We start from the raw sequence: 10,977 nt of genomic DNA, 5'->3' as shown, positions 1-10,977 counted from the left end.
TGACCTGTTTCCCACAGTCCGGGCCGTCTGCNAAGTTGACCTGTTTCCCANAGTCCNGGCCGNCCGCGAAGTTGACCTGTTTCCCATANTCCGGGCCGTCCGCGAAGTTGACCTGTTCCCCACACTCCCGGCCGCCCGNGAAGTTGACCTGTTTCCCATAGTCCGGGCCGTCCGCGAAGTTGACCTGTTTCCCATAGTCCGGAGCGTCCATTAAAGTTGACCTGTTTCCCACAGAGGATGGAAAACTCTTCTTGTGCTGAGCGTAAGAGCTATCTGCCGGAACGGTTCCTCTTCGCTTCCTCGCCAGTTCGCTCGCTACGCTCGGTTACATGGCTGCGGCGAGCGCTGATACATAAGGCTCAGCATTGCACTGGTCGTAACTAAAATCAGAATCCTTCTGAATGACTCTCCTGTCTTGCAAGTTGAATACCTTTCTCAAAGCCCTTTTGTATGAGTTGCTGTTGATGGTCAAAAGTGCGTCTGCGTGTTGCTGCAGTGTGATTTAGTAGCACGCCCGTCGAGCTTCATCCCCCTTCTGTTGAGAGCGAAATCAAAACAATATGATTTTTTTCTTGCAACATGACACTTTTTGTTCAAAATGACAAAAAACGTCATGAGGTGATAAATGGACAATATTGAGCAGTTACGGAAAGTCGCTACACGTGCAGGTAAGCTTCTGACATCTTTGAGCGAAAGTATCCGACAGCAAAAAGAGGAATTGAAGCTTACCGAGTTCTATCAGGAATACAGCAAAGCCGCTCTGTATAAGCTGCCTAAGCTCAGTAAAGGCAGTGTTGAGTATGCTGTGTCCGAAATGGAAGCCGGTGGCTACATTTTTAAAAAGAAACCTTCTGGTAATACGATGAAATACGCGATGACGATTCAGAATGTCATCGATCTGTATAACCATCGTAAAGTACCGAAGTACAGGGATCGCTTCGATAAAGCCTTTACGATTTTTGTATGTAATCTTAAAGGTGGTGGTTCCAAGACAGTTTCTACCGCTTCATTATCACATGCTTTTCGAGCTCATCCTCAGCTTCTGTTCGAAGACCTGCGTATTCTGGCCATCGATTTCGATCCGCAGGCATCTCTGACAATGTTCCTGAGCCATGAGAATTCAGTGGGCTTGGTTGAAAACACGGCTGCTCAGGCCATGCTCCAGAACGTGTCTCGTGAAGAATTACTTTCCGATTTTATAGTACCGTCTATTATCCCTGGTGTTGATGTAATCCCCGCTTCCATTGACGATGCATTCCTTGCTGAAGGCTGGAAGGGATTGTGTGAAGAACATCTGCCAGGGAAAAATATTCATGCGGTGCTTAAAGAGAACATTATCGACAAGCTCCAGCATGACTACGACTTTATTTTCCTTGATAGTGGTCCTCACCTTGATGCGTTCCTGAAAAACTGCATTGGGGCGGCAGACCTGATGTTGACCCCTCTTCCACCGGCGACGGTTGATTTTCATTCTTCCCTGAAGTTTGTGGCCAGCCTCCCTGCCCTCATAGATTCCATCGAAATGGATGGGCACACCTGCAATCTCATCGGTAATGTCGGCTTCATGTCCAAGATCCTGAACAAGTCTGATCACAAAATTTGCCATAGTCAGGCCAAAGAGGTTTTCGGTGCCGATATGCTAGACATGGTTCTGCCAAGACTGGATGGTTTCGAACGTTGTGGGGAGACTTTTGACACAGTTATTTCAGCAAATCCAGCAACCTATGATGGAAGTACAGAGGCACTAAAAAGCGCAAAATCAGCAGCGGAAGACTTTGCGAAGGCAGTCTTTGATCGCATCGAGTTCATTCGTACTAACGGAGGTATGTGATGTCGAATGAGAAAAGAAAAACCATCGGCAGACAGTTAAATACTCAGGCGTCAATGCTCGAAATGGCTGACACCGGTAGAAGTCAGGTATTTACCTTAAAAACCGGCAGGAAGGTAACGTTCAGGTTTGTTCGGGTGCCTGCATCTGAAGTTGAAAGTAAGACCTTCGTAAACCAGGAAAACAATGGAAGAGATCAACTTGCACTGACCAGGGAGTCTCTGAAATCCATTATCCAGACGATTAAGTTTCAGCAGTTCTTTCCCTGTATTGGTATTAAGCAAAGTGAAAGGATTGAGATACTGGATGGTTCAAGACGGCGAGCCTCAGCAATTTTTGTCCGTACAGGCCTTGATGTAATGGTTACCGAAGAACATTTATCAGCTGATGAAGCTCGCCAACTGGCTAAAGATATCCAGACAGCTAAAGAACATAATCTTCGGGAGATTGGTCTGAGATTGATCGCTCTTAAAGAGTCCGGATTTAATCAAAAGGAAATTGCTGAACTGGAGGGATTATCTCAGGCTAAAGTTACCAGGGCGCTGCAGGCGGCGGCCGTACCGCAAGACTTAATTTCTCTGTTCCCGGTTCAGTCGGAGCTATCGTTTAGTGATTATAAACTTCTTTTAGAAGTTAATGAAAAACTCGGTGAAAAGGGATTAACGCCTGAAGAACTCATTCAGTCTGTATCAGCTCAGCTCGATGCAATTTTGAGTGATGGCGAGCGACCAGAAGACGAACAGAAAGCCAGTATTCTGAAGCTGATTTCTCAGGCATCTCAGGCATTGATAGATCCATCTCCCAAGGAAAAGTCAGTGGTTTCCCCACTCTGGTCTTTTGAAGAAAAGGACAAGTTCGCGCGTAAGCGTGTGAAAGGGCGCACGCTGACTTATGAGTTTAGCCGTATGTCAAAAGTGATTCAGGATGAACTGGACAAGGCTATCAACGAAGTCCTTGACAGAAATTTGAGTCAATAATTTCGCCATGGCGATTTCACATCTAACTTATTGTAATTAGGCAGTTTAGGTTGAGAATTTCACGGTGAAATCGCCATAGTTTCACGCCAGTTTCGCTGCAGGAATATCTGACCATCGTGTCGTATAAGCAGGAGAAAGCATCTCCCGTTTCATCTGCCATTCCGGGGCCATACCCCGCCCCGCAAACCATACTTTACCCAGCCCTGAGTTGTTGATCCCGTCCAGAACCCTCATCAGCTCAGCACTGTGAGGGCGTGGCGGGCGTTCGTCGAACAGTTGCAGCTGCGAAACTCCGGAGCCGGTGAAGTCATTCAGCATAACTCCGGCTTTGGCATACCGGTGCCCATCCCTCCAGATACGCTCCAGAGCCGTTGTAGCGGCTGCAATGATGTCCCTGGTGTCCTGAGTGGGTGTAAGAAGTTTTTCCGTAGCCACGTTGCCGTAGTAAGGCTCTTTAATGGCGAACGGAGACGTTTTGATGAAAACGGAAATATGCCGGCAATACTGGTGCTCTTTACGCAGTTTTTCAGAGGCCCGCTCTGCGTGCTGACAGATAGCCTGACGGAGTGACTCGTACTCCGTGATCTTCACGCCAAAACTGCGGCTGCAGACAATTTGCTGTTTCGTCGGAGGGGCTTCCTCAAGCGAAAGGCAGCTTTCCCCGTTCAGTTCCCGTACCGTTCGCTCAAGGACGACAGAAAAATTTTTGCGGATGAAGGCCGGGTTCGTCAGAGCCAGATCGAGCGCGGTTTTTATGCCCAGCACATTTAGCTTGCGTGCAATACGGTTACCCACCCCCCAGATTTCTTCAACCGGCTGCAGTGAAAGCAGTTTCCGCGTCCTTTGCGGATTTCCCCTGGTCAGAGCGAGTACGCCATGAAACTGTTTCCACTCTTTTGAGGCCCACTGGGCTGATTTTGCGAGGGTTTTCGTTGGTCCGGCGCCCACGCCAATGGTCAGGCGGGTACAGTCATACACCTGCTGACGCAGCTGCCGGGCGAAGTCCTCAAGCCCCATACAGTGCTCCACGCCGGTCAGGTCGAGGAACATCTCATCAATTGAATACTGTTCCACCCTGGGGGCCAGTTCCTCCAGGCAGTTCATCACGCGCGCCGATATCGAGGCGTAAAGTTCATAATTACTTGAAAACGCATATATTTTTTCCGGGTATCTTTCGTTTTTTATCTGAAACCACGGAGTTCCCATTTTGATCCAGGGCTTCGCCTCGGCACTGCGAGCGATTACATTCCCGTCGTTGTTGCTCAGGACGACTATCGGCTTTCCTTTCAAATCCGGGCGGAAAACACGTTCACAGCTGGCATAGAAGCTGTTCACATCGGCCAGGGCAAACATCAGTACATCTCCCTCGGGCGGTGGATGATATGCGTGACGACGCCAAAGATATCCAGCTCGTCGGGATCAGGATAAATCGGCGACCAGGAGGCATTCATGGGCTGCAGCGTCAGTCGCGGCGTCAGCAGAAGCCGTTTCACCGTAAACTCCCCCTGCATGCTGGCGACAACGATATCGCCGTGCCGCGGCTTTTCAGCACTGTCCACAACCAGCAGATCGCCATTGTACAGACTGCCGTCGGCCATGCTGTCTCCGCTGGCACGCAGGTAGTACGTCGCGCTCGGATGCCGTATGCAGTAATCATGGAGATCCAGATCGGACTCGACATAGTCAGCAGCAGGGCTGGGAAAACCGCAGCTGGCCAGATCGGCAAACAATGGATGGGCCTGTGGCGGGAGTTCTTTCCCGGTGCTGAAAAGTTGTAGTTTCATCTTTCCTCCTGACACTCTAATTTTACTGGTTATACATACAGTGTTCGCCGGGAGACCGGTAGAGATCAAGGGGTGAAAGTCCCCGACCATTGAAGGACCAGCAATCCACAAGGTCCCCGAGTCATGCGTTGCATACCGCGAGGTATGGGGCGAAGCGTTGACAGGGGTGTTGACAGGCCAGCCATTGAGCCACGAAATGTATATTAAATTACCGGGTGCCGACGTTGTACTGTTAACGGAAGGCAACATCATAGGGTGCGATACTGCGAGTGCCACATGGACCCGGCGGGGTCTGAGACCCTGGCATGTCAATACGATCTCTACGCGGGAACCGGGAGATCTCCCCTCTGACCATCTGCCAGTGTCGGAGACGGCCCGCACCGGGAAGACGAGGAGTCATAGCCGGTGATGTACGGAGAGGAGAAGTCGGACTCGCTCATAGTAGCGGCGAAGCAGGCGAAGCAGGCGAACAACCCGAAAGGAGCGGAGTCAGTGGAGCGAAGGAGCGGGGCCAAGGGGAACGCGGAACAGCCACACATGCGCCGGACACAGAGCCGGGAAAGCATGTCACAGAGGCTGTCACGCGTGCGGGAAGCTGCGAAGCAGCGGAAGAAAGAACGGTTTACAGCATTGTTCCACCTGCTGACAGTCGAAGCACTGGAAGCCGCATTCCTCTCCCTGAGCAGGAAAGCGGCCGCCGGAGTGGATGGCATCAGGTGGATGGACTACGCCGGAAACATGAAGAACAACATAACAGATCTGCACCGGAGGCTACATCAGGGCAGCTACAGGGCGCAGCCCGGCAGGCGTCACTACATCCCAAAAGCGGATGGAAAACAACGCCCGCTCGGCATCGCCTCGCTGGAGGACAAGATCGTCCAGTATGCGCTGGTGAAAATCCTGAACGCAGTCTATGAAAACGACTTTATGGGGTTCTCATACGGGTTCAGACCCGGGCGAAGCCAGCACGATGCACTGGACGCACTGGCCACAGGGCTGGTACGCACTAACGTAAACTGGGTACTGGATGCCGACATCAGTCAGTTCTTCGACAGGGTGAGCCACGAATGGCTGATCAGGTTCACAGAGCATCGGATCGGCGACCGGAGCGTAATCAGGCTCATACGTAAGTGGCTCACAGCCGGGACGTTGGAGGAGGGTCAATGGCGAGCAACGGAGGAAGGCACCCCACAGGGTGCGGTCATCTCACCGCTGCTGGCAAACATATACCTCCACTACGTCTTCGATCTGTGGGCGCATCAGTGGCGACGTCGCTATGCCACAGGCAATGTGGTAATGGTCAGATACGCCGATGACATCGTCATCGGGTTCGACAAACGATACGATGCCCGGCGCTTCCGTATAGCCATGCAGCGCAGACTGAGGGAGTTCGGACTCACGGTTCACCCGGAGAAAACCCGTCTGATGGAGTTCGGCCGCTTCGCTGCCGAAAACCGTGCCATCAGGGGAAAAGGCAAACCAGAAACGTTCAACTTCCTCGGGTTCACGCACATCAGCGGGAAAGATCGCAACGGCAGGTTCATGCTGATACGAAAGACCCGCCGGGATCGGATGACGGCAACTCTGAAAGCCATCAAAGACGGTCTGCGAAGGCGCTGGCATTACTCAATCCCCGAACAGGGAAAATGGCTCAGGAGAGTGGTTCAGGGATACCTGAACTATCACTCGGTACCGGGCAACTTCCCCACCATGCAGAAGTTCAGGACACACGTAACAAACCTCTGGCGCCGGGCGCTCAGGCGCAGGAGCCAGAAGGATGATACGACCTGGACGAAAGCAAACAAACTGGCAGCCGCATGGCTACCAAGGGTTCGGGTTCTTCATCCATGGCCTGTGGAGCGGTTCACCGCCAGACACCCGAGGCAGGAGCCCGGTGCGTAAATCGCGCACGCCGGGATCTGTGCGGGGGGTATCCGGTAACGGGTATCCCTACCGCGACATATTTAACAGCGTGACGATAATCCAGATCGCCTGCCGGATAATGGTGCCAACTTACTGATTTAGTGTACGATGGTGTCTTTGAGGTGCTCCAGTGGCTTCCATCTCCATCAGTTGTCCCTCCTGCTCAGCTACTGAAGGCGTGGTGCGTAACGGTAAAAGTACTGCCGGACATCAGCGCTATCTCTGCTCTCACTGCCGTAAAACATGGCAGCTACAGTTCACTTACACCGCCTCTCAACCCGGTACGCACCAGAAAATCATTGATATGGCCATGAATGGCGTTGGATGCCGGGCAACCGCCCGCATTATGGGCGTTGGCCTCAACACGATTTTACGTCACTTAAAAAACTCAGGCCGCAGTCGGTAACCTCGCGCATACAGCCGGGCAGTGACGTCATCGTCTGCGCGGAAATGGACGAACAGTGGGGCTACGTCGGTGCTAAATCACGTCAGCGCTGGCTGTTTTACGCGTATGACAGGATACGGAGGACGGTTGTGGCGCACGTCTTCGGTGAACGCACTCTGGCCACACTGGAGCGTCTTCTGAGCCTGCTGTCGGCCTTTGAGGTCGTGGTATGGATGACGGATGGCTGGCCGCTGTATGAATCCCGCCTGAAGGGAAAGCTGCACGTAATCAGCAAGCGTTACACTCAGCGCATTGAGCGACATAACCTGAATCTGAGACAACATCTGGCAAGGCTGGGACGGAAGTCACTGTCGTTCTCAAAATCGGTGGAGCTGCATGACAAGGTCATCGGGCATTATCTGAACATAAAACACTATCAGTAAGTTGGAGTCATTACCAACCAGTTCACCACCTACTCGCTCCGCGATTGTGGCAGTCTTCGAAATCCCCGGACGATCCGCCTTTATGAAAGTCTTGCTCAATTCAAATCTTCAGGCTTATGGGTTACTACTCATGCTTGGTTAAATGACCGTTTCGTCTTACCGGAATCCCAGCAGAAGAACTTGGCAGAGTTGAAACGATCTTTCCTTGATCCTGCACTCAAGCAGATAAATGAGAAAACACCTTTACTTGCTAAGTATAGTATTGATGATTCAGGAAAATTTCTGTTCTCAATAATTGATAAGCAAAATCCCGTCTGACATAAATCAGCACACATGAGCCTGTCATTTGACAAATTTTTGTCATGAAGATGGGCGGATTTCCACACAGCACCGGCGCCCGGTAAGGTGGGCGGATTCCCACACGGCACCGGCGCCCGGTAAGGTGGGCGGATTCCCACACGGCACCGGCGCCCGGTAAGGTGGGCGGATTCCCACACGGCACCGGCGCCCGGCAAGATGGGCGGATTTCCACACAGCACCGGCGCCCGGTAAGGTGGGCGGATTTCCACACAGCACCGGCGCCCGGCAAGGTGGGCGGATTCCCACACGGCACCGGCGCCCGGCAAGATGGGCGGATTTCCACACAGCACCGGCGCCCGGTAAGGTGGGCGGATTTCCACACAGCACCGGCGCCCGGCAAGGTGGGCGGATTCCCACACGGCACCGGCGCGCGGCAAGGTGGGCGGATTCCCACACGGCACCGGCGCGCGGCAAGGTGGGCGGATTTCCACACAGCACCGGCGCCCGGCAAGGTGGGCGGATTCCCACACGGCACCGGCGCGCGGCAAGGTGGGCCGATTCCCATATCGACATGTATGTAGCTTGTGTTATCTGTGGATTGTGCAGCTCAGCGGGTCGCTGGTCGTATGGCGGAGTGTCCCCCGTAACCGGCCGCGTGCGGCCGCTAACGCGCAGTACGGCGCCGCGTCCCGCAGACGGGCCGCCGTTCCCGCGCGCAGCACTGCGCACCCCCGTGGGGGACGTACGGCAGCTGCGTGGCGGTGAGCGGGATTAGGGCTTTGCAGCTACCGTGTTAAGTTCCCTGGTGTCGCTGAAATAGTTGATGAACATCCCCCTAAGCGTCAGCAGCAAGCTGCCGCCGCTTAGGCCCCGGAAATCACGCCCTTTACGTCGTAAACGCCGTAAAGCCCGCTCACCGGGGTTAAAAGGGATTACTTTGACTTCTTCATTGCTGTTCGCGAGTTAAGGCTAATCAGGGCAGGGGGTAGGGTGGCAGAATTTATAGCCCGGCAACCGGCTACGCCGGGCTTTCGGCGCCATTTTACAACACAGACGGCTTTGTTGAATAAATCGAACTTTTGCTGAGTTGAAGGATCAGATCACGCATCTTCCCGACAACGCAGACCGTTCCGTGGCAAAGCAAAAGTTCAAAATAACCAACTGGCCCACCTACAATAAAGCCCTCATCAACCGTGGCTCCATAACTTTCTGGCTGGATGATGAAGCTATTCAGGCCTGGTATGAGTCGGCAACGCCTTCATCACGGGGAAGACCTCAGCGCTATTCTGATCTCGCCATCACCACCGTTCTGGTCATTAAACGCGTGTTCAGGTTGACCCTGCGGGCTGCACAGGGTTTTATTGATTCCATTTTTACACTGATGAATGTTCCGTTGCGCTGCCCGGATTACACCAGTGTCAGCAAGCGCGCAAAGTCGGTTAATGTCAGTTTCAAAACGTTCACCCGGGGTGAAATCGCGCATCTGGTGATTGATTCCACCGGGCTGAAGGTCTTTGGTGAAGGCGAATGGAAAGTCAAAAAGCATGGCCAGGAACGCCGTCGTATATGGCGAAAGTTGCATCTGGCAGTTGACAGCAACACACATGAAATCATCTGTGCAAACCTGTCGCTGAACAATGTGACGGACTCAGAAGCCTTCCCGGGTCTTATCCGGCAGACTCACAGAAAAATCAGGGCAGCATCGGCAGACGGCGCTTACGACACCCAACTCTGTCACGATGAACTGCGGCGTAAGAAAATCAGCGCGCTTATCCCGCCCCGAAAAGGCGCGGGTTACTGGCCCGGTGAATATGCAGACCGTAACCGTGCTGTTGCGAATCAGCGGCTGACCGGGAGTAATGCGCGGTGGAAATGGACAACAGATTACAACCGTCGCTCGATAGCGGAAACGGCGATGTACCGGGTAAAACAGCTGTTCGGAGGTTCACTGACACTGCGTGACTACGATGGTCAGGTTGCAGAGGCTATGGCCCTGGTACGAGCGCTGAACAAAATGACGAAAGCAGGTATGCCTGAAAGCGTGCGTATTGCCTGAAAACACAACCCGCTACGGGGGAGACTTACCCGAAATCTGATTTATTCAACAAAGCCGCGCGGGGCTAACAGGTAAGATGAAATTAAGGTTTTACGAACACTGCCACTGTAATTAATTACCGCTACTTTCATAAATCACCTCAGAATTTTTTGTTGAACTTCTTAGGGTCGAAATTCTCACCGATTTTCTTGAAGAATTCTTTATCAATAATGCCGGGACTCTCTGCTTTTTTACTTTCCTGCACTTCAGGCTCAGACGGTTGTGTATTGTGCAATACACTTTCCGCTGCACCCTTCGCGCTACTCTTATCATGCGTATTGTGCAATACATTTTTTCGGTTTTGCCGCGTTCTATACAGTGCCATCTCAAGCCCTTTGGCTGTTACCGAAAAGCTGTATTCGCTGTCGAGGATTTCAGCAATTTCATGCCGCGTTAGCCCTCTGTCCAGCCAGTTCTCGATTTCATTTAGGCGCAATCTGACAGCAGCCGATAAGTTGCGGGGTTTCAGATCTGCTGGTTTATTCATAACCCCCTCCGTTGTATGAAAATGACTCTACAACACTCGTAAGAAGGGGTCAATCGAGTTTTGTAGTTTATCTGTAGTTTTATTGTAGTCTATTTGTAGTCTGTCACGTTTTTTGTAGTTTATTTGTAGTTTTATTGTAGTCTATTTGTAGTCTTACAACACTAAGGCAAAACGTTTTTTGTAGTTTATCTGTAGTTTTTGGTTGCTCAGATGGTCATGCAAGCATGACCATCAAAGAATAGGACGCTTTTTAGCCAAATGCCCCTTAACCTACGGAGATCGCCCTACCAAAAAAAGATGATTTTTTATCCCTTAACCTGCTATACACCTAACGCAGCGTGATAAATCACGCTATCGCACTGATTTAAAAGAAAAAAAACAAAATTTAGCCATGCTGCGGTATTACCCAGGTATTACAAATCAAATCTAAATTACTGATTTAAATAACTTTTTATTTATTACTTTGGTAATACTATGATTTCACCGTATTAGACACCCTTTTTTCGTTTAAAAAATGCACAAATTGAGGACTGAATGGGCTTTGTTGAATAAATCGAACTTTTGCTGAGTTGAAGGATCAGATCACGCATCTTCCCGACAACGCAGACCGTTCCGTGGCAAAGCAAAAGTTCAAAATAACCAACTGGCCCACCTACAATAAAGCCCTCATCAACCGTGGCTCCATAACTTTCTGGCTGGATGATGAAGCTATTCAGGCCTGGTATGAGTCAGCAACACCTTCTTCACGAGGCAGA

8 protein-coding genes and 2 pseudogenes are annotated in these 10,977 nt (G+C 51.6%); 7 read left to right on the top strand and 3 right to left on the bottom strand.

The window, feature by feature from the left end; genetic code table 11:
- Nucleotides 1-625 precede the first annotated feature (625 nt).
- Both ACOKCT_RS22635 and ACOKCT_RS22630 read left to right on the top strand, forming a co-directional pair.
- A complete protein-coding gene (locus ACOKCT_RS22635) occupies nucleotides 626-1,831 on the top strand; it encodes an AAA family ATPase (protein WP_000368714.1) in 1,206 nt (401 codons plus the stop codon).
- On the top strand, nucleotides 1,831-2,805 hold the full coding sequence (locus ACOKCT_RS22630; protein WP_000064120.1) for a ParB family protein: 975 nt from the start codon (nucleotides 1,831-1,833) through the stop codon (nucleotides 2,803-2,805). The genes ACOKCT_RS22635 and ACOKCT_RS22630 overlap by 1 nt, the downstream gene beginning before the upstream one ends.
- Before the next feature lie 81 nt (nucleotides 2,806-2,886).
- On the opposite strand, the gene ACOKCT_RS22625 is transcribed toward ACOKCT_RS22630, so the two are convergent.
- The gene (locus ACOKCT_RS22625; RefSeq protein ID WP_004118291.1) at nucleotides 2,887-4,158 is read right to left on the bottom strand and encodes a Y-family DNA polymerase; all 1,272 of its coding nucleotides are present in this window, start codon (nucleotides 4,156-4,158) and stop codon (nucleotides 2,887-2,889) included.
- Complete coding sequence (gene umuD / locus ACOKCT_RS22620; RefSeq protein WP_000776034.1) at nucleotides 4,158-4,589, bottom strand: translesion error-prone DNA polymerase V autoproteolytic subunit; 432 nt, start codon at nucleotides 4,587-4,589, stop codon at nucleotides 4,158-4,160. The genes ACOKCT_RS22625 and umuD overlap by 1 nt, the downstream gene beginning before the upstream one ends.
- A 405-nt stretch (nucleotides 4,590-4,994) precedes the next feature.
- Between umuD and ltrA the strand changes: the two genes are divergently transcribed.
- From ltrA to ACOKCT_RS22600, 4 genes and pseudogenes are all read left to right on the top strand, one after another.
- The gene (ltrA, locus tag ACOKCT_RS22615; protein ID WP_201304754.1) at nucleotides 4,995-6,491 is read left to right on the top strand and encodes a group II intron reverse transcriptase/maturase; all 1,497 of its coding nucleotides are present in this window, start codon (nucleotides 4,995-4,997) and stop codon (nucleotides 6,489-6,491) included.
- Between the two features lie 151 nt (nucleotides 6,492-6,642).
- A protein-coding gene (locus tag ACOKCT_RS22610) for an IS1 family transposase (protein WP_223216367.1) occupies nucleotides 6,643-7,340 on the top strand; the annotation gives its coding sequence in 2 pieces (ribosomal slippage) (nucleotides 6,643-6,892 and nucleotides 6,892-7,340; 699 coding nt in all).
- Between the two features lie 9 nt (nucleotides 7,341-7,349).
- A pseudogene (locus tag ACOKCT_RS22605) lies at nucleotides 7,350-7,658 on the top strand (replication initiation protein); the annotation flags it as partial.
- A gap of 1,069 nt (nucleotides 7,659-8,727) precedes the next feature.
- Nucleotides 8,728-9,696, top strand: coding sequence for an IS5 family transposase (locus tag ACOKCT_RS22600; protein WP_020956880.1), 969 nt, complete (start codon nucleotides 8,728-8,730; stop codon nucleotides 9,694-9,696).
- Nucleotides 9,697-9,835: 139 nt separating this feature from the next.
- Here the strand turns inward: ACOKCT_RS22600 and stbA are convergent, their stop codons facing one another.
- On the bottom strand, nucleotides 9,836-10,222 hold the full coding sequence (gene stbA, locus ACOKCT_RS22595; protein ID WP_001039464.1) for a plasmid stabilization protein StbA: 387 nt from the start codon (nucleotides 10,220-10,222) through the stop codon (nucleotides 9,836-9,838).
- A gap of 569 nt (nucleotides 10,223-10,791) precedes the next feature.
- Here stbA and ACOKCT_RS22590 point away from each other — a divergent pair.
- A pseudogene (locus tag ACOKCT_RS22590) lies at nucleotides 10,792-10,977 on the top strand (IS5/IS1182 family transposase); the annotation flags it as partial.

Origin of the sequence: Leclercia sp. M-A074-M, assembly GCF_965195605.1 — a bacterium.
In the GTDB taxonomy this organism is placed as follows: domain Bacteria; phylum Pseudomonadota; class Gammaproteobacteria; order Enterobacterales; family Enterobacteriaceae; genus Enterobacter.
The sequence above is the reverse complement of the archived record's forward strand: the minus strand, read 5'-3'. Positions and strand labels throughout refer to the sequence as shown.